The sequence below is a fragment of the Stenotrophomonas maltophilia group sp. P373 genome (assembly GCF_053295075.1).
This window is the reverse complement of record NZ_CM129994.1, coordinates 2,525,778-2,545,872: the sequence shown is the minus strand read 5'-3', so window position 1 is coordinate 2,545,872 and position 20,095 is coordinate 2,525,778. Positions and strand designations below refer to the sequence as shown.

General features: G+C 67.8%; 18 protein-coding genes. 5 read left to right on the top strand and 13 right to left on the bottom strand.

The window, feature by feature from the left end; genetic code table 11:
- Positions 1–7 precede the first annotated feature (7 nt).
- The 11 genes from ACSYHF_RS11830 to ACSYHF_RS11780 all read right to left on the bottom strand — a co-directional run bounded on the left by ACSYHF_RS11830 (position 8) and on the right by ACSYHF_RS11780 (position 9,637).
- A complete protein-coding gene (locus tag ACSYHF_RS11830; RefSeq protein WP_069138307.1) occupies positions 8–475 on the bottom strand; it encodes a DUF3613 domain-containing protein in 468 nt (155 codons plus the stop codon).
- Positions 472–1,362 carry a hypothetical protein gene (locus tag ACSYHF_RS11825; RefSeq protein WP_005416990.1) on the bottom strand — a complete coding sequence of 297 codons (891 nt, stop codon included), beginning with the start codon at positions 1,360–1,362 and terminating at the stop codon, positions 472–474. Before ACSYHF_RS11825 ends, ACSYHF_RS11830 begins: the two co-directional genes overlap by 4 nt.
- Positions 1,362–2,297, bottom strand: a complete 936-nt coding sequence (locus tag ACSYHF_RS11820; protein WP_005416989.1) for a type II secretion system F family protein — start codon at positions 2,295–2,297, stop codon at positions 1,362–1,364. Before ACSYHF_RS11820 ends, ACSYHF_RS11825 begins: the two co-directional genes overlap by 1 nt.
- 28 nt (positions 2,298–2,325) lie before the next feature.
- Positions 2,326–3,282 (bottom strand): type II secretion system F family protein, encoded by a 957-nt coding sequence (locus ACSYHF_RS11815; RefSeq protein WP_005416988.1) that lies wholly within the window; start codon positions 3,280–3,282, stop codon positions 2,326–2,328.
- A gap of 2 nt (positions 3,283–3,284) precedes the next feature.
- Positions 3,285–4,631, bottom strand: coding sequence for a CpaF family protein (locus ACSYHF_RS11810; protein ID WP_053500164.1), 1,347 nt, complete (start codon positions 4,629–4,631; stop codon positions 3,285–3,287).
- On the bottom strand, positions 4,616–5,872 hold the full coding sequence (locus tag ACSYHF_RS11805; protein WP_065185731.1) for an AAA family ATPase: 1,257 nt from the start codon (positions 5,870–5,872) through the stop codon (positions 4,616–4,618). Before ACSYHF_RS11805 ends, ACSYHF_RS11810 begins: the two co-directional genes overlap by 16 nt.
- Before the next feature lie 28 nt (positions 5,873–5,900).
- Positions 5,901–7,259, bottom strand: coding sequence for a type II and III secretion system protein family protein (locus ACSYHF_RS11800; protein ID WP_065178477.1), 1,359 nt, complete (start codon positions 7,257–7,259; stop codon positions 5,901–5,903).
- Positions 7,260–7,277: 18 nt separating this feature from the next.
- On the bottom strand, positions 7,278–8,315 hold the full coding sequence (cpaB, locus tag ACSYHF_RS11795) for a Flp pilus assembly protein CpaB (RefSeq protein WP_095377121.1): 1,038 nt from the start codon (positions 8,313–8,315) through the stop codon (positions 7,278–7,280).
- Positions 8,316–8,340: 25 nt separating this feature from the next.
- Positions 8,341–8,817, bottom strand: a complete 477-nt coding sequence (locus ACSYHF_RS11790; RefSeq protein WP_134956112.1) for a TadE/TadG family type IV pilus assembly protein — start codon at positions 8,815–8,817, stop codon at positions 8,341–8,343.
- Entirely contained in the window at positions 8,814–9,359 is a 546-nt protein-coding gene (locus ACSYHF_RS11785; protein WP_053500173.1) for an A24 family peptidase, read from the bottom strand. Before ACSYHF_RS11785 ends, ACSYHF_RS11790 begins: the two co-directional genes overlap by 4 nt.
- 89 nt (positions 9,360–9,448) lie before the next feature.
- Complete coding sequence (locus ACSYHF_RS11780; protein ID WP_005416979.1) at positions 9,449–9,637, bottom strand: Flp family type IVb pilin; 189 nt, start codon at positions 9,635–9,637, stop codon at positions 9,449–9,451.
- 692 nt (positions 9,638–10,329) lie between these two features.
- On the opposite strand from ACSYHF_RS11780, the gene ACSYHF_RS11775 reads away from it, so the two are divergent.
- From ACSYHF_RS11775 to ACSYHF_RS11760, 4 genes are all read left to right on the top strand, one after another.
- The gene (locus tag ACSYHF_RS11775; RefSeq protein WP_005416978.1) at positions 10,330–11,310 is read left to right on the top strand and encodes an AraC family transcriptional regulator; all 981 of its coding nucleotides are present in this window, start codon (positions 10,330–10,332) and stop codon (positions 11,308–11,310) included.
- Positions 11,311–11,545: 235 nt separating this feature from the next.
- Entirely contained in the window at positions 11,546–16,612 is a 5,067-nt protein-coding gene (locus ACSYHF_RS11770; RefSeq protein ID WP_353075491.1) for a YadA-like family protein, read from the top strand.
- Positions 16,613–16,673: 61 nt separating this feature from the next.
- The gene (locus ACSYHF_RS11765) at positions 16,674–17,510 is read left to right on the top strand and encodes an OmpA family protein (RefSeq protein ID WP_329915918.1); all 837 of its coding nucleotides are present in this window, start codon (positions 16,674–16,676) and stop codon (positions 17,508–17,510) included.
- Positions 17,511–17,658: 148 nt separating this feature from the next.
- Entirely contained in the window at positions 17,659–17,922 is a 264-nt protein-coding gene (locus tag ACSYHF_RS11760) for a DUF6959 family protein (RefSeq protein WP_223224455.1), read from the top strand.
- Positions 17,923–18,002: 80 nt separating this feature from the next.
- Here the strand turns inward: ACSYHF_RS11760 and ACSYHF_RS11755 are convergent, their stop codons facing one another.
- A complete protein-coding gene (locus ACSYHF_RS11755) occupies positions 18,003–18,830 on the bottom strand; it encodes a class I SAM-dependent methyltransferase (protein WP_447575679.1) in 828 nt (275 codons plus the stop codon).
- Positions 18,831–18,893: 63 nt separating this feature from the next.
- Here ACSYHF_RS11755 and ACSYHF_RS11750 point away from each other — a divergent pair, with 63 nt between their 5' ends.
- Complete coding sequence (locus ACSYHF_RS11750) at positions 18,894–19,301, top strand: MerR family transcriptional regulator (protein ID WP_111127994.1); 408 nt, start codon at positions 18,894–18,896, stop codon at positions 19,299–19,301.
- Positions 19,302–19,374: 73 nt separating this feature from the next.
- Here ACSYHF_RS11750 and ACSYHF_RS11745 read toward each other — a convergent pair whose 3' ends face one another.
- Positions 19,375–20,091, bottom strand: coding sequence for an MgtC/SapB family protein (locus ACSYHF_RS11745; protein WP_005416969.1), 717 nt, complete (start codon positions 20,089–20,091; stop codon positions 19,375–19,377).
- Positions 20,092–20,095: the final 4 nt, after the last annotated feature.

The window sequence follows — 20,095 nt, the reverse complement described above, 5'->3', positions numbered from 1 at the left end:
GCCGACCTCAGCGTCCGGAGGAGGAGGCGTCCTTGGACCGGGAGACATCGGTCTCAAAGAAGTCCGGGATCTCGTGTTCAAAGCTCTTCAGGTAACGCGCATAGCTCAGCGTGGCCTGGTCACCCAGGATCGGCAGCCGTTGGCCGGCCTGCTGCCCGGAGGCCTGCAGGCGGAACAGGTTGCGGGTCGCCTCGCCGCTGGGCAGGCGCGCGCGCGGTGCTGCGGGCGATGCAGGTGCGACGTCGTTTGCGATGGTCGTCGCTTGCGCCGTGGCCCCCCCGGCGGATGCGGAGGGAGCGGCGATGTCCAGGCTGGGAAGCGGCTCGGCCTGCATCGGCGCCGTGGCCGGTGCCGACAGCGAGGGGCCACCGAGCATCTGTCCGGTCAATGGCTGTTGCTGTGCCTGCACGGCACCGGCCACAAGCAGGCAGCACAGCACGGGCAACAGGCGTCGGGTCTGGCGCATCGCGGTCATGGTGTGCTTCCGGTCGGGTGGTCGGTGGCGCTGAAACGTTCCAGCATCGAGGGTGGCAGGCGCTGCGGATCGCGTTGGACGCGCGGGTCGCGGCGGGGTTCGCCCGCCAGCCGTGCGCCGCCCGATGCACGAGCGCCACTCTCGACGCTGGCCGTGTGTGCAGATGTGGCTGCGTTGGCTGCGGCAGCGGCCTGTCGTTGCTGCAGGCGCGTGCGGATCTGCTGGGCCTGCTGCTGGATGCTTCGGCGCGTTTCCTCGTTGAGGCTGGCCTGTGCCGATAGCCGCTCCGCCGTGGCCTGGTCGCCGCGCAGTACCGCCCAGAGTGCAAGGTTGGCCGTTGCCTTGGCGTTGCCCGGTGAAAGTTCCAGGGCCTTGGCCAGCGGCTCGCGGGCTTGATCGAACTGGCCGGCACGCAGCCGTGCATAGCCCAGGTCGCCCAGATAGTCGGTGTTCAAGGGCTGCAGCTGCGTGGCGCGCGCCAGCGCCTGTTCGCTTCCGGCGTCGTCGTCGCGGCGTGCAGCGATCAGGCCCAGGCCGTGGGCGGCCGCCGCGGCCTGCGGCCCGCTGGACAGCTCGCGATACAGCGCGACCGCCGCGTCGGCCTGGCCGGTCTCGCGCAGTGCGTCGGCCTGCAGCAGGCGCAGGGCAGGGCGATCACCATAGCGCTGGCGGAAGGCCTCCACGTGGGCCAGCGAGGCATACCAGGCGCCCTGCTGCTGCATGCGTTCGATCAGCTCCAGATAGGCGTTGCGGCTGTCCTGCGGATCGGGTTCCGGCGGCGCAAGGCTGGGCGCCCGCACATATTTCGGTGTGGTCGAGGCGCAGCCACTGGCCAGGGCGGCGAGGGCGACGGCAAGCAGCAGGCAGGAGGTGCGCAGGGCAGGCATCAGGGAGATCCCATCTTGGACAGGGTGGTGGCCAGCGCGACCAGCGCCGGGCCGGCAAGCACCAGCATCAGTGCCGGCAACAGGGTCAGCATCATCACCACGGTCATCTTCACCGAGAGCTTGCCGACCTTTTCCTTCAACGCGTTGCGGCGCTGTTCGCGCAGGCGGATGCTGAACTGGCGCAACGGCTCCTGCACTGCGCCGCCGTGCGCATGCACCTGCAGGATCAACTGCATCAGGCTGGCCAGGTCATCATCGGCGTAGACCTCGCTCAGACGCCGCAACGACTGCGCGCGCGTGCGGCCATGGGTATAGGCCACATTGGCTTCCTGCAGTTCGCCGCCGAGTACCGGCAATGCATCGCGCAGCTTGTCACCCAGCGTCTGCAGGCTCTGGTCCATGCTGAAGCCCACGCCCTGCAGCAGGCGCAGCAGGTCGATCAGCAGGGGCAGCTCGTTCTCGACCGCACGGCGGCGGCGCTTGACCCACGACGACAGCACGAACTTCGGCAGCAGCAGCCCGGCCGCCAGCGCACCGATCACCACCATCACCTTGGCAAGCCCGTGCGCGCTGCTGAACGCCAGCGCCAGCGCCAGCACCAACAGGGCAAGCAGCAGGCGCAGGCCGAGATAGATCGCGGTGCCACGGCGCGTGTTCCAGCCAGCCAGGTCCAACAGCAGCTTGTCTTCGTTGGCAAGCAGCGCAGCCTCCAGGCGGCCGCCACTGAGCGAGCGCCCGAAACGCTCGATCCAGCCCAGCGAGTCGCGGCGCGTGGCCTCGGTGTCGCGGCCTTCCTCACGCGGCTGCAGGGCGGTTTTCAGTGTGGCTGAGGTGCGGTGCTCGCGATGGCTGCGCACCCAGCCGGCAATACCGAGCAGGGCGACGCCGGCCGCCAGCACCAGCAGCGAAAGGGCGAACCAGGCGCTGGCGCTCATCGGGCACCTCCGGGGCGGCTGTGGGCGGTCATAGCGATTTGGCCAGGCGGTACAGCAGGAACGCCCCTAGCAGTTCCAGGCCCAGCGCGATCAACAGGATCCTGTGACCGAGCGGGTCGTGCAGCACCGGCTGGAAGAACGCCGGGCTGGAGATCGCCATCAGCACCGCACTGGCGGGTGGCAGCAGCCCCAGCACCCAGGCCGACATCCGTGTTTCCGAGGTGGTGGCCGCCAGTTCCTGCTGGGCCTGTTCCAGGTCGCGCATGAAATCGCCCATGCGTTGCAGGATCTGGTCGGCGCGGCCACCGATGCGCACGCTCACGCCGATCACCACTGCCAGCACCTTCAGTACGTCCATCCGGTACGGCTGCGCGGCCAGGCTCAATGCACGATCCAGGTCCATGCCGCTGCGCGCATAGCGCACCGTGGTGTCGAGCAGGCCGCGCAGTGGCGCGCTGGTCTGCATCGAAGACACCTGGAACGCGGCCTGCAGGCTGTTGCCCAGCGCGGTGAGGCGGACCAGGTTGTCGAGAAAGTCCGGCATCTGGTGCAGCAGCTGCGCGCGCAGCTTCGTGATCCGGCGCATCACCCACAGCCAGCAGCCCAGCAGGTACAGCAGCAGGGTCAGCGGAAACATCCAGGCCGTGCCCAGCCGCATCGCCGCCACGACCGCAAGCATCAGTCCCGGCACCAGCAGCATCAGTGGCAGCTTCCAGCCCGGCGGAAGGCCGGCGCGCTGCAGGACACCGTCCCACGGCAGTACACGGGTTCCGGTGCTGGCCGGGCGGGTCGAATCGTTGGCCGCCGCAACGGCAGGCCCGGCCGGTACCGCGCCGGCCGCGCTGCCGCGCGCCAGCTGTTGCTCGGCATGCTGCAGCGAGGCCTGGCGCTGCTCACGGCTGGCGGCGGTGCCCCATAGCCAGACGGCCAGCGCCAGCAGCACCGAGATGATGCTCAACACGCCCAGCAGCAGGCCGGTGCCCATGCTCAGAAGTCCCCGTAGAGCGATTCGCGCAGTTGCTGGCGGAACGGCTCCAGCTTGTGCGAGTGCGGATGGAAGCCCAGGCCGATCCAGCGGTCGGTCTCGCGGCCGGTGGCGTCGATCTGCACCTCGTGGCGGAACATTTCCTGGGTGGTGATCAGGTTGTCGCTGACCCCGGTGATCTCGGTGATCGAGACCAGCACCCGGCGCCCGCTGCCCAGCCGCGAGATCTGCACGATGAAGTCGATGGCGCTGGCAATCTGCCGGCGCAGGCTGTCCTCGCTGCCCTGGAAGCCGGCAAAGCCTGCCAGCATCTCGATGCGGTACAGGCAGTCGCGTGGCGTGTTGGCGTGGATGGTGGCCATCGATCCGTCATGGCCGGTATTCATCGCCTGCAGCATTTCCAGCACTTCAGCGCCGCGCACTTCGCCGACCACGATGCGGTCCGGGCGCATGCGCAGACTGTTGCGCACCAGGTCGCGGATACTGACCGCGCCCTGGCCCTCGGCGCCGCCGATGCGGCTTTCCAGGCGCACCACGTGCGGATGGTTCAGCGAAAGCTCGGCGGTGTCCTCCACGGTGATGACGCGCTCGCTGGGTGGCACGTAGCTGGCCAGTGCATTCAGCAGCGAGGTCTTGCCGGAACTGGTGCCGCCGGAGACCAGGATGTTGCAGCGGCCCAGCACCATCGCCTTCAGCAGGGCCTGCATCGGTGCGTCGAAGGTGCCCTTGGCAAGCAGCTCGTCGGGGGTGAACGGGTCCTTGCGGAACTTGCGGATGGACACCATCGGCCCGTCCACCGCCAGTGGCGAGATGATCGCGTTGAGGCGGCCGCCGTTGGGCAGGCGCGCATCGACCATCGGATTGGAATCATCCAGCCGGCGGCCAAGCGGCGCGAGGATGCGGCGCAGGATGCGCAGCAGGTGGGTGTCATCGGTGAAGCGCTGGGTGGCACGCCGGAGCTGGCCACCCTGCGAAACGTGCACGTCCTTGAAACCGTTGATCAGGATGTCTTCGATGGAGGGGTCGTGGAGCAGGTCGTCCAGCGGGCCGAAACCGGTCAGCTCCTTGACCAGGCCCTCGGCAACCACCTGCATCTCTTCTTCGTTGATCGGGATGCGCCATTCCTGGATGAAGCCCACGGTCTGTACCTGCACCCAGCGGGCGATGGTATCCGGGGCCCAGGAATCGATGTCGATGCGCTCGTCCTCGATGCTGTTGAGCAGGTGCTCATGCGCGGCCGACAGCACCTTCTGGTACTGCTCGGTCTGTGCGAACGGCAGGTGGCCCGGGCTTTCGTGCAGCAGCGGGCGGGCAACGGCATGCGGGAACGGGGTTACCTTGTCTTCCATTGCGATCCACCCAGGGCAAGGGAGAGTCTTTCCCGCAGGCCATGCGGCTGGACCGGGCAGGCAGCCGGGTCCAGCCGTGACACGAGCGGGGCGAGGGCACGCAGGTAGGGATCGCGCGGCGCATCCTGCAGCAGCAGGCGGCCCTGGCTGGCGGCAAGGCGCACACGCGGTCGTTCAGGCAATGTCGCCAGCAACGGCAGTTCGAAGCGGCGTGCGATCTGTTCCGGGCTCATGCCGCTGCTGTCGTCGTGGCGGTTGATCACCAGTTGCAGGCGTTTCTCGCGCTCGCGCTGGCCTGCAAGATGCTTCAGTGCCTGGTCCAGCGAGACCAGCGTGGCGATCGACGCGTCGGTGACCAGCCAGATCTCGTCTGCCTGGTCCAGCAACAGCGGCGGCAGCTGCCGCAGCGGGCAGCCGCCGGCATCACACAGCACGCTGGCGAACACCCCACGCAGGCGCTGCAGCAGCGCGCCAGGGTCGGACGGGGGCACGGCATCACTGCCGCCGGCACGGTCCAGCAGCACCAGCCCGGAGTCATGGCGCGCCATCGCGGTGCGTGCAAGGGTGGCGTCGATGCGGCTGGCGTTGCGCAGCGCATCCTCGTAGTGGAAGCGGCTGTCGAGATTGAGGTACAGCGCAAGGTCACCGGTGGGCTGTGCCAGTTCCATCAGGAGGCCGTCCTGTTGCACTGCATCGCCCTGGGCGAGGGCCCGCGTCTGTTGCGCCAGCACCGAAAGATGTGCGGCCAGGGTACTGGTGCCGACGCCTGCGCGCACGCCCAGCAGCACGATCAGGCGCGCCTTGTGCGCATGCTGCGCCACCGCGGCCGGGCGCGGTGACAGCGCACGCCGCAGGGCCGCCTCGATGCCGGCGTTGTCACTGTCCAGGTCCAGCACATCGCGCAGGCCGGCGCGCAGCGCGATCACCACGCCTTCGACCTGGCCGGCGCTGGTGGCGCCGACCGCGACCAGCGCCAGGTCCGGTTGGGTCTGCTGCAGCTGCTGTGCCAGTACGCTCGAGGCAGCCGCGTGCTCGGGCCGGAAGTCAAGCAGCACCAGGCTCTGCGGGCCGCGTTGCAGGTCCTGCGCCGACGTCGGCGCACTGCTGTCCTGCCAGTGCAGGGTGGTGGTCGGCGGCAGCTTGGCGGCCAGCCGGGGCAGCAGTTCGCGGTCGATGCCGTACAGGACCAGGTTCATCGGTGGTCCTTGCGGATGCAGCGGCTGGGCGGTGGCGTAGGGCATGGGCGTGGTTCTACAGGCGTCATGGAAGTCAGCGCGAGAAGCCGGGCACCGGGTCCTGGCTGACCGGCCCCAGCAACCACGATCCCCATTCGGGAAGATGCGGCTTGGCTTCGCGCTCGCCAGGCAGCGGCAGTTCGGTATTGCGTGCCAGCGGCTGCACCAGACGCGGGGTGACGATGATCACCAGCTCCTTGTCCTGGCGCTTGTAGTCGAAGTTGCGGAAGAACGAACCAATGATCGGCAGGTCGCCCAGCAGTGGAATCTTGTTGACGTTGGAGACGATGTTGGAGCTGACCAGGCCACCGATGACGAAGCTCTCGCCATCGCCCAGCTCGACCGTGGTATCGGCGCGACGGGTGGTGATCGAGGGAATCTGCACGTTGTTGAGCACGATCGCGTTGCTGTAGTCCAGGTCGCTCGCCTCCGGCGCCACCTTCAGCGCGATCCGGTTCGGCGCCAGTACCGTTGGGGTCACGGTCAGGCCGATGCCGAAGGGCTTGTAGGTGATGGTGGTGGTGCCAAGCCCCTGCGGCTCCAGGATCGGCAGCTCGCCACCGGCCAGGAAGCTGGCGCTCTGGCCGGACAGTGCCACCAGCGTCGGCTCGGCCAGCACGCGCGCCATGCCATTGCTCTGCAGCAGTTCGACATCGGCGTTCCACAGTCCCTTGGTCGAGCCGAACACCAGCCGGAACGCCGAGGAAATCGGCGACACGGCCTCGTTGCTGCTGTTGCCTTCCTTCATGCCGGGCAGCAGGCCGGTATTGCCAGGCAGGCCAGTGCCGGGCCGCGCGAAGCCATAGGCGAAGCCGCCGTTGCGGTTCTGGAAGTTGATGCCGATCTGCTTCATCGCGGTCTTGTTGAACTCGACCACCTTGACCTCGACCTGGACCACGCCCCCACTGTTGATGGTGGACGCATCGGCAAGCATGCCGTCCTTGCCCAGCGCCATCGCCGCAGTGCGCTGTTCCTGCATGTGCGTGAGCATGCTGTCGGTGCTTCCCTGCAGGAGGCCTTGCTGGTCCTGCTGGGTGAACACCAGCCCGGTACCGCCGGTGCTGGCAGCGCCCTGTACGGCGCTCTGCACCCGTACCGTCAACCGCTGTGGCTCGGCCTGTCTGCGGTGCCACAGCAGCAGGGTGGTGGTACCGGGCATCTTGCCGACCAGCAGCGCCTGGCGCTGCCCGCGCAGCATCACGATGTCGGCCACACCCGGGTCGGCAATGGCCACCCGCTCCAGGTCGGCCGGCAGGTTCCAGGGACGCTGCTCGCGCGCCTGCAGCACCAGGTCATCGGCGGCCACGCTCGTTGCCGGCGCCAGCAGCACCAGCAGCAGGGCCAGCCAGCGCTGGCGGAGGGAGAGGCGTGGACGGCGGCGACGTTCGGTCATGGATGCACTCGATGCAGGTCAAAGGGAGGCACGGGATGCGGAACTGTCGCCGCGGATGATCTCGATCCCCGACGCGCGCGGTGCACTGCGACGTGGCGCCGGCGCGCGCGACGGTGAATCCGGGGTGCCGCGTTGCGGTGCACTGCCACGTCCGGCCAGCGCGTCGCTGTCGATACCGGCAAAAGCGTGGTTCTCCGGCCGCTGCAGGGCGAGCTGCTGTTCGGCGTCGAGCCCACGCAGCGGGTCGATCACTCCGCGCGATTGCGGGAACAACGCCAGGTCGGGCAGGCCGGTATCGGCGGGATTGCGCAGGGCCAGGAAAAGCTTGCCCTGCTGCGCACCCAGCAGCAGCCGGTTGGCGTCGGCCACCGGTACCGCAAGCACCGCGCTGCGTGCGGGTTGCGGCGCTTCATTGCTGTTGCTGTGCGTGCTGCCACTTCCGGTGATGTCGGCAGCGCGCGGGTCGTTGCGGGAGTCGGCCTCGCTGTTGGAAGTAGTCTCTGTGGCCACCGGCACGATGTCCTGCTGGCCGTAGCTCAGGACGCGCAGGCGCGACAGCAGCAGGCGCGTCTGCGCGGCTTCGCCAGGGCTGTTGATGTTGGGCTGGGCGTTGCGGAGGTTGAGGAAGACGTCGACGAAATCACCGGGAAGGATGCGGTTGCCGGCACCGACCAGTTCGTCCACGGGCACGGCCAGTGCACGCTCGCCCGGCCGCAGCTGCAGCGAGAAGCCCTGAGCCAACGCGCTGCCGTTGATCACACTGCCTTCGGCAATGTCCTGCACCGGCACCTTGCCGGTCACGGCGGCAATGCTGGTAGCGGCGCCGGGGACGGGTGAGGTGCGCTGGGCCAGGCGCAGGCCGTTGGCGCTGATCGGCTCGCCCGCAGGCAGGCGTGCCACGGCTTCGACCACGGTGATCGCCTGCGTCTCGTTGTGAGCGACTGGTGCGACCGTTGCAGGTGCGGCGGGTTTGCGCCCGATCATGAAGGCGATCAGCGCCAGCAGCACGGCCAGGCCGATCAGGGCGACGGCAGCGATGCGGGTCAACTTGAGCATGGAACCGTCTCCAAAGTACCGATCATCAATTGCCGCTGCCGAGATCGAGCTGCGCGACCGCGACGCTGCGGATGGGGGCCTGCATCACCCACTTGTAGAGCGTGGCGGTGCCGGGCAGGAAGGGATGGTTGGCGTAGTCGTAGCTGACCGTCACGGTCATGCACTGGGCCGTGGCCAGACCGGCGCAGGGCGCCTGTGCCGACACCACGATGGCGTTGCTGCCCCCCGCGCTGCAGTCCACGTTCTGCCTGGAAAACTGCAGCAACCATTGCATCGAGGTGCGTGCGGCGACGCAGGCGGCTGTGCGTCGTTCGCTGGCGGTGCCGTAGCGCAGCGAGGCGCGCGCGCCTTCGGCCGAGGCGGTGGCCAGGGTCTGTTGCGCCGCCGTGATCATCACCCCGGAGAAGGTGAACAGCAGCAGCGGCAACAGGCCGAGCATCAGCATCAGGGCGAACTCGATGCTGGCGACACCGCGTTGCAGGCGTGGGCTGCGGATGTTCATGGTGCACCTCCGTAGATGCTGGCCAGCACCCAGCCGATGGCGGCCAGTGCCAGGTAGGCTGCATAGGGAATGCCACGTCGTCCCTGGCGGGCGGCCTGCATGTCACGCAGCACCGGATGCGCTTGCCACTGCGTGCTGGTGCGATTGACCTGCATCTGCAGGTGACCGGGCAGCAGCACGCCCAGGCGGCGACCGGCCAGCACCAGCACGGCATGCAACCCAGCCGTGAGGCTCGCTACCAGCCAGACCGGCAGCAGCGCCTGCCAGCCCAGCATCAGGCCCACCACGGCGAAGAACTTCACGTCCCCGGCGCCCATCCAGCGCAGGGCATGGAACGGCAGCAGCGCCAACAGGCCGATCGCCGCGCCGGCCAGGTGGGGCAGCCACGGCTGGCGCGGCGCACTGAACTGGCCGACCACGATCACCGCAGTGGCGATCACGCATGCGGCGACCAGCCAGGTGTTGGGCACCCGACGGGCATACAGATCACTGATCGCGATCCGCAGGCAGACGCCGATGGCCAACAATCCCAGCACTGTCATCGCACACTCCATCGTCCGTCACTGGACGGTCTTCGCCTGGTTCCATGCGCCCCGCCGTCGCGGCCCTGCCGGCCGCGCGCGGTCGCCGCTCAGGTCGTCGAGCCCGACGCCTTGGTGGCCAGTGCGGAGAGGTTCTTGAACAGCGTTTCGAAGAACCCCTTGATCTGGTCGTTGCCGACCGCAATCAGGACGCCAGCGATGACGGCAGCCAGCAGCCCGTACTCGAGCGCGGTGACGCCGTCTTCTTCCTTCAGGAATTTGCGGATCGATGCGTTCATGACCAATGTCTCCCTCTACCTGTCTGCGGATGCAGTACACCTGCGTTGGGCGGTGGCCCGGCTCCGCCGGGATCGTCCGTGGGCCTCCGCGCGTCCTGGCGGAGGAGGCACGGCGGGACTGGCCCGCTGTGCTCAAGCAGGGTGATCGTTTCCAGGCGGGACATCGGCCGCACGGTCGCGACCGGACGGCCCGGGGCCGGTGGTCGAGGCATCCAGTGATGCGTGCGTGGTCATGCTGTCCCCCTGGGCGCGGCCAGATCAGATGGCCGGATCACCGTAATGTCGACTTTGCCTGAATGGCGGTTGGCTGCAACCGGAACCTATATGCAAATTCGGCAGAAACCCCGGAAGCCTGAAAATTTCAGATGGTTTCTGTGACGAAAATCCGTTCGCACGCAAAACGATTCATTGTCGTGCAGATAATGTGATTTGCTTTGTGGTCGATGCGAAAACCGTGCCAGCCGCTCCGACATTTTCTTCACTTGTGTATCCATTTTCATCATGCCGGGCCGCGGGTTTACCTTTGCCGATTATTGGGCATACTCGCATTCAAGCTCTTGCATTGATTTGTACGATCGCATCGACGCCGGCGCCGCCGGCGTGGCAACAGAAATGGATTCTGGATCGTTGCGCGCCCTGTCAGGCAGTGGGGGCCGCAGCGGATGGCGGATCAACGGGGGGACAACACTGTCATGGTCGATGGTGGGGTAGAGGACAGCGACGACAGCGGCCTTCGGTCCATAGACCTGGCCACGCTGAGCGGCGTGCTTCGCGTCTGTGATGTCGAACTGCTGCTGCTGGATGGCAACGGGCCACGGGCGGCGTTCGCTTCGCGCGTGCACGAGGAAGCCCTGTTCTGCAGCATCACCTGCGGCTTTCATTGCCGTGGCCGTTTCATGCTGCCGCCGGACTGGGCGATGCTGGGGTACCTGCACGCCACCGATGAAACGATGAGCTGGTGCCACGGCGTGCCGCTCACGCCGGGCATGGCGCTGACGATCATGCCGGAGGGCATCAGTGAGTTCACCCTGAGCCCGGGCACGCACATGACCCTGATGCTGGTGCCGGTGGCCCGCGTCCAGCGCAAGCTGACCGAACTGAGCCTGCGCAGCACGCCACCTGCTGGCCAGGCACTTTCGCTGTTCAACCTGGCCAGCGACGCCACGCCGCTGGCGCGCCATTACCAGCAGCTGCACCTGCAGCTGGGACAGGGGGCAGGGCTGCAGCCGGATGAAACCGAGAACCTGCTGCATGAGCATGTGCAGGCCCTGCTGGGCGCCGGTGCGGCGGATCGCCCGGGCTGCACCCGTGCGCGGCGCACGCATTATCTGATCGCGCAGCGTGCAGAGAACTTCATGCGGCTCAACCTGCGTCGCAACATCTACATGAACGAGATCTGCGATGCCGCCGGCGTCAGCGAGCGCGGCCTGCGCTATGCGTTCGAGGACCTGTTTGGAACCTCGCCGAACCGCTACCTCTCCATGCTGCGCCTGTGCGCGGCCTGCCGCAGCCTGTCGATGGCAGACTCCAGCCGTCGCTCGGTGAAGGCGATCGCCCTGAGCTGCGGGCTGTGGGACCTGTCGCGCTTCGCTGACAACTACCGCAAGGTATTCGGCGAACTGCCGCGCGACACCCTGATGCGCGCACCCGCGCAGATCGGCCAACCGGCCTGATCCAGGCCCGGCAAGGGTTTTTGCGGTGTTTATGCCGGAATTGCGTATCCGCTTGCCGATCGTGTTGCCGCTTATGCATAGCCGGCTGCCGATTCCGGCCGTGGATTTGCCGGAATGCGCGATTGCCGTGCCGGATTGAAGTGCACCGCCCTCGTTGCAACCGCTGAAATGTCAGTCACCTGCCTAGCGGCAAGTCCACTGACATTCCAGTTGTTCGCCTACGGGGGAAATGCTCATGAACCGCATCTACCGGCGTGTATGGAACCGCCAGCTCAATGCTCTGGTTGTGGCCTCGGAACTGGCCACCGGCGACAGCGGCGGCAGCGCCGCACGCGATCCGCGCGCCTTCCTGCTGATGCCCACGGCCCTGGCGCTGGCACTGCTGTGTGCGCTGGCCAGCGGTCACGCTGGGGCCTCGGAAACCAATCAATCGCTGCGTGACCTGCAAGCACTCGCGGCAAAGTATGCGCAGCCGATGCCGGTCAAGGTTGACGCGGAGGTGGCCCTGGCTGCCGCCGCGCGGCAGGCGCAGAACAGCCCCGCAATCAGTGCGGATGCTCGTCTGGGCCTGCAGTTGAATACCACGTCGCTGCCGCAGGTATCTGACGTGTTGCCGGCCACCGTGCAGGTGAAGCTGGCAGCGAACACCGTGCCGAAGCAAGTGGCCGTGCCGGCGCTGGTGGCTGATGTCCGCGCCAATGTTGGCGTGGGCAACGCTGCGGCCAGGGCGGCACAGGTGGATGCATCGCTGGCTGCGCACGTCGCGCCCGGCGCCCAGGCGCCGCTGGGCGTCGCTGCCGATGCGCGCGCCAGGGCCAAGGTCGGCATCGCTGGCCGCCAGGTCGCTTCGATCGATACGGGTGCCCGGGCGGCCGCCGGCCTCAGCGGTGCAGCCGCCGGATCACTGCCTGGGCTGAAAGCCACCGTCGACGGCAAGGCCGACACGCATCTGGCGGTCGCTGGCCATCACATCGAAGGGCAGGGCCAGGCCCGGGCGACGGCGGCAGTCACGCTGCCGGCCAAGGAGGAGCTGCCGGGTGAAACCCATGATCGTGCCATCAGCGCCGCGTTCGATGCCGGCGTCGCCGGCAAGGTGCGCGTGCAGGCGCCGGACGGCCAGGAGGTAGTGGCCGATCGCAACCTGAAGCTGGCCGGACAGGCGACCGTCGCGGCGCAGCACAGCGCACTGGGCGTCGGCAACCTGGTGGGTGGTGCGGTGGGTGCTGTCGGTGGGACGCTTCACAGTGCCGCGGGTGCAGTTGGTAGCGCGGTGGGTGGCGCGCTGAACGGTACAGTCGGCACTGTTGGCGGCGCAGTGGGAGGCACGCTCAACAACACGGTAGGCGCAGTCGGCGGCGCAGTGGACGGTGCTCTGAACGGCACTGTCGGTACCGTTGGAAGTGCAGTGGGCGGCGCACTGAACGGCACCGCCGGCCAGGTCGGCAGCGCCGTGGGCGGCACGCTCAACAACACGGTTGGCGCAGTCGGTGGCGCAGTTGGTGGTGCTCTGAACGGCACCGTCGGCCAGGTTGGCGGCGCCGTGGACGGTGCTCTGAACGGCACTGTCGGTACCGTTGGAAGTGCAGTGGGCGGCGCACTGAACGGCACCGTCGGCCAGGTCGGCGGCGCCGTGGGCGGCATTCTCAACGGCACCACCGGCAGCCCCACCGGCGACCTGGGCGGCGTGCTGGGCAGCACGCTGGGCAGTGTCGGAAGCGCGGTGGGCAACCTGCTCAACGGCAATCTCAATGGCACCGTCGGCAACCTGGGCAGCGCCGTGGGTGGCCTGGTGGGAGGCACGCTGGGCAGCCTCGGCCTGACCCAACCCTCGGCGATTCCGCCAACCAGCCCGAAGGCGCCCGCGCCGGCCGATCCGAATGCTGGCCTGATCATCGGCACCGGTGGCCTGGTCGGCAATGTCGGCCAGCTGATCGGGCCGACCACCACCAGCCTGTTCGGCGGCAACGGCTACCTGAGCAACGGCAATCTCAAGCTCAGCAACGCCAACGTCATGCAGACCTATTCGACGGTCAATGTGCTGGGCCTGCCGGTAGTCAACCTGTCGCCGGTCGGCAGCACGCTCAATGGCCTGGGCGGCGCAGCCACGGGCGGCAGCTCGCACCTGACCCTGATCGGTGGCGTGACTTCCGACAGTTACATCTACAACATCAACAACGGCAATCCCGGTGGCCTGCTGGGCCTCCTTCTGCCAACCGACTCGCCGGCGTGGGCGGCCAAGTGCCTGGACATCGCGCTGGCCGATATTTCCTGCTGGGCGGTCAACGCGGCACAGGACTACCAGGTGTTGATGGGCGATGGCGCCTTCGCCAACGGGTCCAAGGAAGTGGTGATCGGTGCCAATGCACGCCATGAACTGCCGAAGGTCGATGCCAATGTCGCCTTCCCCGGCGATGGCGTCAACGATCCCAGCAATCCGACCGGCGTGCCGACGGCCGACTATGCCGCCCGCATGGGCCACTCGGTCGTCGTCGGTGACAGTGCCGTGGGCACCGCCAACGGACAGACCCTGCTGGGTGCCGAAGCCACTTCGAACCAGGCCAACTCGGTCGCGCTGGGTTACCGCTCCGCTGCACTGCGCGGCGCTCAGGCCAGCTACAGCGCGTACGGCCTCACCGCACCCCAGGTCTCGGCCGGCGAAGTGTCGGTGGGCACGGCCGGTGGCGGCGAGCGCCAGATCACCAACCTTGCCGCGGGCAGCGCCAATACCGATGCTGTCAACGTGGCCCAGCTGAAGGGCGCCATCAGTCTGATCGACGATGTGGCCTCCGCAGCGGTCACCTATGACCTGGACGGCTCGGGCAACCCGAACTATCGCCGGGTCACGCTCGGCGCAGGCACCGGCACCACCACCATCGGCAATCTTGCCGCCGGCGCGGTCACCGCCGGTAGCCTGGAGGCGGTCAACGGCGGCCAGCTGGCGGCTACCAACAGTGCCATCGCCAGTTTCTTCGGTGGTCGTGCGGCTTTCGATCCGGCCAGCGGCATCTTTACTGCACCGTTGTTCGAGATCAGCACGATCTCCACTGGTGGTGCCATCGCCAAGGGCCTGTATGAGAATGCCACCGATGCCTTCGCCGCAGTCGATGGCTCGCTGGTCAACCTCAATACGCAGATCACCGACATCCGCAACGGTGGCACCAAGTACCTGCGGGTGAACTCGACCGGTACCGAGGCGCTGGCCACCGGCGCCGACTCGATCGCGGTCGGTACCAACGCCCGCGCCACTGCCGCCAACAGTATCGCGGTGGGTGCCGGCAGCCTGGCCGACCGTGCCAACAGCGTGTCCATCGGTGCGGCCGGTGCCGAGCGCCAGGTCACCAACATGGCGGCCGGTACTGCTGCGACCGACGCGGTCAATGTTGGCCAGCTGCAGGCATCGGAACAGGGCGCGCTGCGCTATGACCTCAACGCCGATGGCAGTGTCAACTACGCCAGCGCCACGCTGGGCCAGACCGGCACGGCAACCACGCTGCGCAACCTTGGCCCGGGCCAGGTCAGTGCCACCAGCAGTGAGGCCATCAATGGTGCCCAGCTGTTTGCCGCCAACCAGGCGGTAGCCACCCATCTGGGCGGTGGTGCCGCGGTCGATGCCAACGGCGTACTGACCGCACCGACCTACTCGATCAACAACGTCGCCGCCAACGGCACCGTGACCAAGGGCAGCTACAACGATGTTGGCACCGCGTTCGATGCCGTCAGCAACTCGCTGGCCAACGTTGCCGACCAGACCGGCGAGATCGACAAGCTGGCCGTGAAGTACGACGTCGATGGCAGTGGCAACGTGCTCAACAGCGTGACCCTGACGGGTACCGGCACCGGCGCGGTGAAGATCACCAACGTCGCCGCCGGCAGCATCCTGGCTGGCAGCAGTGATGCCATCACCGGCGACCAGCTGTTCAGCACGAACAGCACCATCGCCACCTACTTCGGCGGCACCACCGCCTACAACGGCACCACCAACGTGTGGACCGCGCCGACGTTCAGCATCTCCAGCATCGCCACCGATGGCACCTTCACCAGCGGCGACTACAACAACGTCACCGCCGCCTTCACCGCTGTCGACGGCTCGCTGAAGGTCCTAAACCAGCGCATCACCAATGGCGGTGGTGGCAGTGCGTACCTGGCGGTCAACTCAACGGCGGCCGCAGCCACCGCGGCAGGTGCGGAAGCGGTGGCGGTCGGCCCGCAGGCCAGCGCAGCCGGTGCGAACAGCGTGGCGGTCGGCAACGGTGCCAGCAGCAGTGCCGGCAACAGCGTGGCGCTGGGTGCCGGTTCGGTCGCCAGCGTCGGTGCACAGAGCGGCTACACCGGCGCCTACGGGCAGACCGGTGCCAGCAATTCGGCCGGTGAGGTCTCGGTCGGCAGCAGTGGCAGCGAACGCAAGATCACCCACGTAGCCGATGGCTCGGACACCTATGACGCGACCAATGTCGGCCAACTGAAGAACGGCGTGAACTACGCCATCGACGAGTCGAAGAAGTACACCGACCAGAAGATCCAGAACATCACCAACGTGGCGGGCAGCTTCCGCGCCAACAACACCAACAACCTGGCCGATCCGTCCGCCAGCGGCGCCAACTCGGCCGCCGGCGGCGCAGGCTCCACCGCCGCCGGTGCCAACTCGACCGCGCTGGGCAATGGTTCGCAGGCGCAGGCCGACAACTCGGTGGCATTGGGTGCGGGTTCGGTCGCGAACCGGGCCAACACGGTCTCTGTCGGTGCCGCCGGTGCCGAACGCCAGGTGGTCAACGTGGCAGACGGCTCGCAGGCCACCGATGCGGTCAACGTGCGCCAGCTGCAGGCTTCGCAGCAGGGCACGATCCGCTACGACACCACGGTGAACGGCGCGACCAACTACAACAGTGTCACCCTGGGCAGCACCAGCAGCGGCCCGACCACGGTCCGCAACGTTGCCGCCGGCACCGCCGGTACCGACGCGGTCAATGTGGACCAGTTGAAGTCGGGCATGGCGCAGACCCTGGACTGGTCCAAGGCCTACACCGACGAGCGCATGGGCGGCTTCGAGCGCGACCTGCGCAAGACCGACAATCGTGCTTCGGCCGGTATCGCTTCGGCGATGGCCACCGCAGCGCTGCCGCAGCCGAGCGAGGCGGGCCGCAGCATGGCCTCGATCGCCGCCGGCAGCTACAACGGCGAATCGGGCGTGGCGGTCGGTATCTCCGGTGTCTCCGAAGGCGGCCGCTGGATCTACAAGTTCAGCGGTTCGACCAACAGCCGTGGCGAGGCCGGTGTGGCCGTCGGTGCCGGCATCCAGTGGTGATCACCGCCGCCGGGCCGCACCCGCGGCCCGGCATCGCGGAAACGTCTACAGGGGGAACGACATGAAACAGCATCGCATCGCCCGCGCCGGCCACTATGCCGCCACGCTGGGCCTGATCCTGGGGATGGGCCTGCTGGCCGCCTGCCGCAGCCATGCGCCGGCCGCCGACGGTCCTGCCGAAGCCACCGCCGTGCACTTCCCGGAGGCCTCCAGGGCCTCGCTGAAGGAAGGCATCTATCCCGACGTCGCCGACCTGCGCCGCTTCGCGCCGGGCATGAGCAAGCGGCAGCTGTACACGCTGCTGGGCACGCCGCACTTCAATGAAGGCATGTGGGGCGTGCGCGAGTGGAACTACCTGTTCAACTTCCGCACCGCGCAGGGCGCGGAGTACTTCACCTGCCAGTTCCAGGTGCGCTTCGACAGCAAGGGCATCGCGCAGGGCGGTTATTGGAAGCCGGAGTCGTGCGCGGCCGTGCTCGAACCGCCGCGGCCACCAGCGCCGCTGGCACCGGCACCGCTGCCGGAGCAGCCCCTGCGGCTGTCGGCCGACGCGCTGTTCGGATTCGACAGCGCGGTACTCAGCGCCGAAGGCCAGCAGGCGGTGCAGGGCATCCTGGCGCAGGTACGCGAGGCCGCGCAGGTGCAGTCGATCAAGGTAACCGGCTACACCGACCGCATTGGCAGCGCCAGCTACAACCAGGCACTGTCGCAGCGCCGCGCCGATGCCGTGCGCAACGCCCTGGTGCAGGGGGGCGTGCCTGCAGCCAGCATCAGTGCCGAAGGACGCGGTGCGGCCGAGCCGATCGTGCAGTGCGAGCAGCGCAACCGGCGCGAGCTGATTGCCTGCCTGGCGCCGAACCGGCGCGTGCAGATCGCCGGGATGGCACAGCCACGTTGACCTTCCTGCGCCGGGGCGATGCCCCGGCATCCCGAGTCCCCCCTGACCGCCGGCAGGCGTGGCAACGTCTCCCCCGTCGTCCACGCCTGCCTGCGGCTCAGGTTTCCAAACGGTGCACGCGATGAATGCCCAATTCCTGCCCCTCTCCATGAAGACGGAAGCTACGCTCAGCGTGTATGGCCAGCTCGGCAACCATGCCGTGGTGCGCATCCCCGGGCGGCGCCTGCCGGGCCTGATCCTGCAGGCCGATACCGTGGCCGGGTTCCTGGCCCAGCTGCAGGAAGCCCAGGCCTGCCTGCGCAGTGGCCGCGCACAGCGCACCGATGCCGAGCTGGACATGCTGATCGACGTGCTGCAGCAGTGGTATGCACTGATCGAATCGCGCCTGGCCGACGCCGGCGAGGCCCTCTAGCAAAAAAAGGGACGGAGGGGATTAAGTCGTTTCCGGCACAACCGGGGCATATGCGACTTAATCCCCTCCGTCCCCTTTTTTCAAGCGTGGGCGCGGATCAACCAACAGGCGGCATCCACGCGAACGCGGTCACCTTCGATGAACGGCGCGAATGCGGCCAGTGCTTTTTCGCGAAGCACTGCGGCGCGGGCTTCCGGCATCGATCGCAGGGCCAGTCCCAACGGTCCCAGGTGACCGACATAGGTCGGCAGGTCTTCGCGGGCGAGCGAACAGGGCAGGTCCACCGCAACCACTTCCACGTCATTCCAGCCGGCGGCCTGCAACAGGCGCTGCACGCGCTCGCCATCGGCAAAAGCGAACTGTCCCGGTGCGCCGGGTACGCGGGGCGGAAGATCCAGTTCATCGCCAATGGCGCGCTCGGCGGTGGTCATGAACGGATTCTCCCCGGCACTGCGCCACGCGATGAAGCGCAGCCCAGCGCCCGGTGTCGTGGCACGATGCAGGTTGGCGAACGCGGCCTGGCTGTCCTCGAAGAACATGACGCCCAGCCGCGACTGGATCCAGTCGAAGTGCGCGGGCGGCAGCGGATGGCGCTGCGCGTCTGCCACGATGAAGTCCGCATCCAGTCCTGCCGCCTTGGCGCGCTGATGGGCCAGCGCCAGCATCGGCGCGGAGATGTCCAGGCCGGTGCAATGTGCCGCGGGACGCGCTGCGGCCGCGGCCAGCAGGCTGGCGCCGGTGCCGCAGCCGATGTCGAGCAGTTCGGTAGCGGTCTCAGGAAGTTCGGTGACCAGCAGGTCAGCCATCGGCTGGAACAGGCCGTCAAGAACAGCCTGTTGCGCAACCCACGCCTGGCCGCCAGGGCCGTTCCACAGGGCGTTCTGATCAATGGGAGATGTGCTTGCCATGGCCTTGCCTCGCCGGGTAGTTGCCCATAGCTTGGTGCTTGAAGGTCACTTGAGGTCAAGCCCGTGCGCGAACTGGATATCGGCGAGGTGGTCAAGCGCAGTGGCGTGCCGGCCTCGACCCTGCGCTACTACGAACAGCTGGGGTTGCTGCAGGCGCTGGGGCGCCGCGGCCTGCGCCGGCAGTACGACGCGCAGGTGCTGGAACGGCTGGCGCTGATCGGCCTGGGCCAGGCGGCCGGGCTGTCGCTGCAGCAGATCGGTGCATCGCTGCCGTCGCAGCAGGGGTGCATCTCACTCGACCGCGAGGCGCTGCTGGCACAAGCCGAGGTGCTGCAGCGGCAGATCACCCGGTTGCAGCGGGTGCGCCGGCACCTGCAGCGCGCAGCGGCCTGCCCGGAAGCGCAGGACGCGCGGCAGTGCGGTTCATTCCGCAAGCTGCTGCGGGCACAGCAGCGCATGACGGGTGGGTGAGAGAAGCGCATCCACGCATGGCGTGGATCTACTGCACCACGAACTCGGTAGATCCACGCCATGCGTGGATGAATCAATCGCGGGTACTGACTTCCCACGTGGCATGCAGCACGCCCGGCACCTGCTCCATCCGTGCCAGCACCACGTCCAGTTCATCGGCACTCACGGCCGTACTGACCAGCACCGCGATCACATCGGTAGGCGCGTCGGCATGCTCGACCACCTGCACATCGCCCACCGGATACTGCGCCGCTTCCAGCGCATCGACCAGGCGCTCGCGCACCCGCGGCACGGCGTCGGCATCCACGCTCAGGCGCACCTCGTAGGTGGCTTCGGTCGCTGCCTCGTTGATCGGAATGCGGTTGATGGCATTCACCAACGGCCGCAGCAGGGTGTTGCCGGCGATGATCAACACGGTCAGCAGCACGCCCTCGGCCAGCATGTCCGCGCCGGTGCAGCTGCCGACCGCTGCAGAGCACCACAGGGTGGCGGCGGTGTTCAGGCCACGCACGTTCATGCCTTCCTTCATGATCACGCCGGCGCCGAGGAAGCCGACACCGGAGACCACGTAGGAGATCACCCGCACCGCCTCGGCGCTGCCGGCGATGCGCATGCCGAGGTCGACGAAGGCGGCGGCGCCGACCGCCACCAGCACATTGGTGCGCAGGCCGGCGGTGCGTTGCCGGTACTGGCGCTCGGCACCGATCAACGTACCCAGCACGAAGGCGGCCAGCAGGCTGACCACGGTGTCGGCGAAGGGACCTGCCTGGAAAGTCTCAATGAAGCGCATGGCC

What these genes read in the sequence shown, in the direction of transcription:
- cpaB (WP_095377121.1), bottom strand. Translation starts at nt 8,315, where the DNA reads ATGCTCAAGTTGACCCGCATCGCTGCCGTCGCCCTGATCGGCCTGGCC.
- ACSYHF_RS11780 (WP_005416979.1), bottom strand. Translation starts at nt 9,637, where the DNA reads ATGAACGCATCGATCCGCAAATTCCTGAAGGAAGAAGACGGCGTCACC.
- ACSYHF_RS11770 (WP_353075491.1), top strand. Translation starts at nt 11,546, where the DNA reads ATGAACCGCATCTACCGGCGTGTATGGAACCGCCAGCTCAATGCTCTG.
- ACSYHF_RS11760 (WP_223224455.1), top strand. Translation starts at nt 17,659, where the DNA reads ATGAAGACGGAAGCTACGCTCAGCGTGTATGGCCAGCTCGGCAACCAT.
- ACSYHF_RS11785 (WP_053500173.1), bottom strand. Translation starts at nt 9,359, where the DNA reads ATGACAGTGCTGGGATTGTTGGCCATCGGCGTCTGCCTGCGGATCGCG.
- ACSYHF_RS11805 (WP_065185731.1), bottom strand. Translation starts at nt 5,872, where the DNA reads ATGCCCTACGCCACCGCCCAGCCGCTGCATCCGCAAGGACCACCGATG.
- ACSYHF_RS11815 (WP_005416988.1), bottom strand. Translation starts at nt 3,282, where the DNA reads ATGGGCACCGGCCTGCTGCTGGGCGTGTTGAGCATCATCTCGGTGCTG.
- ACSYHF_RS11825 (WP_005416990.1), bottom strand. Translation starts at nt 1,362, where the DNA reads ATGCCTGCCCTGCGCACCTCCTGCCTGCTGCTTGCCGTCGCCCTCGCC.
- ACSYHF_RS11765 (WP_329915918.1), top strand. Translation starts at nt 16,674, where the DNA reads ATGAAACAGCATCGCATCGCCCGCGCCGGCCACTATGCCGCCACGCTG.
- ACSYHF_RS11800 (WP_065178477.1), bottom strand. Translation starts at nt 7,259, where the DNA reads ATGACCGAACGTCGCCGCCGTCCACGCCTCTCCCTCCGCCAGCGCTGG.
- ACSYHF_RS11830 (WP_069138307.1), bottom strand. Translation starts at nt 475, where the DNA reads ATGACCGCGATGCGCCAGACCCGACGCCTGTTGCCCGTGCTGTGCTGC.
- ACSYHF_RS11745 (WP_005416969.1), bottom strand. Translation starts at nt 20,091, where the DNA reads ATGCGCTTCATTGAGACTTTCCAGGCAGGTCCCTTCGCCGACACCGTG.
- ACSYHF_RS11810 (WP_053500164.1), bottom strand. Translation starts at nt 4,631, where the DNA reads ATGGAAGACAAGGTAACCCCGTTCCCGCATGCCGTTGCCCGCCCGCTG.
- ACSYHF_RS11775 (WP_005416978.1), top strand. Translation starts at nt 10,330, where the DNA reads ATGGTCGATGGTGGGGTAGAGGACAGCGACGACAGCGGCCTTCGGTCC.
- ACSYHF_RS11790 (WP_134956112.1), bottom strand. Translation starts at nt 8,817, where the DNA reads ATGAACATCCGCAGCCCACGCCTGCAACGCGGTGTCGCCAGCATCGAG.
- ACSYHF_RS11820 (WP_005416989.1), bottom strand. Translation starts at nt 2,297, where the DNA reads ATGAGCGCCAGCGCCTGGTTCGCCCTTTCGCTGCTGGTGCTGGCGGCC.
- ACSYHF_RS11755 (WP_447575679.1), bottom strand. Translation starts at nt 18,830, where the DNA reads ATGGCAAGCACATCTCCCATTGATCAGAACGCCCTGTGGAACGGCCCT.